Source organism: Streptococcus sp. 2154, assembly GCF_013277255.1.
GTDB classification, from domain to species: Bacteria; Bacillota; Bacilli; order Lactobacillales; family Streptococcaceae; genus Streptococcus; species Streptococcus pseudopneumoniae.
In genome coordinates this window covers 1-998 of record NZ_VMMK01000093.1, presented here as the reverse complement: position 1 = coordinate 998, position 998 = coordinate 1, and the positions used below count along the sequence as shown (strand labels likewise).

Sequence of the window (998 nt, the reverse complement as noted above, 5' to 3'; positions counted from 1 at the left end):
GCTTACAAGAGTAAAAAATTATTGCTTATTGATTCGAACTGATCGAAGGTCTAGGCATCCAATTATCCCATGGATTCCAAATAAAAGTCCTGAGGCGGTCAATCAGGCTTTAAAACACATCTTAAAACAAGACAAGATTCTGTCCATCACGGCAGATAATGGTACAGAATTTAACCGCTTGTCTGATGTATTTTCTGAGGAACATATCTATTATGCGCCCCTATGCCTCTTGGGAAAGGGGAACTAATGAGAATCACAACAGGCTCATTCGGAGATGGTTACCTAAGGGAACTAAGAAAACGACTCCCAAAGAAGTCGCATTCATCGAAAATTGGATTAATAACTATCCTAAAAAATGCTTGAACTACAAATCACCCAGAGAAGACTTCTTCATGGCTAACTTGAACTTGAAATTTGGCGAGAAGTTAGCAAATTGTAAAAAGTTTAAAAAAATTAGAAAAAGGTGTTGACAAGTCTGAAAAAGACTGTATAATAGTAAGAGTTGAAAATAACCACTCTGGTCCGTTGGTCAAGGGGTTAAGACACCGCCTTTTCACGGCGGTAACACGGGTTCGAATCCCGTACGGACTATGGTATGTTGCGGCTGTAACACTTGATGAAAAAAGTTTTAAAAAAACTTAAAAAAGTTTCAAAAAAGTGTTGACAAGCGAAAGTGATTGCGATATACTAATATAGTTGTCGCTTGAGAGAAGCGAGTGACAAAGACCTTTGAAAACTGAACAAGACGAACCAATGTGCAGGGCACTACAACCAAGGTTGTAGTACTGAACAATGAAAAAACAATAAATCTGTCAGCGACAGAAATGAGTGAGAACTCAAACTTTTAATGAGAGTTTGATCCTGGCTCAGGACGAACGCTGGCGGCGTGCCTAATACATGCAAGTAGAACGCTGAAGGAGGAGCTTGCTTCTCTGGATGAGTTGCGAACGGGTGAGTAACGCGTAGGTAACCTGCCTAGTAGCGGGGGATAACTATTG

General features: G+C 40.3%; 1 tRNA gene, 1 rRNA gene and 1 pseudogene. All 3 read left to right on the top strand.

The annotated features are described in order from the left end of the window. Window positions 1-470, top strand: a pseudogene (locus tag HT693_RS11545) (IS30 family transposase); the annotation flags it as partial. 49 nt (window positions 471-519) lie between these two features. Further along, window positions 520-591, top strand: a tRNA-Glu gene (locus tag HT693_RS11540). A gap of 252 nt (window positions 592-843) precedes the next feature. After that, window positions 844-998 (top strand): 16S ribosomal RNA (locus HT693_RS11535); the annotation flags it as partial.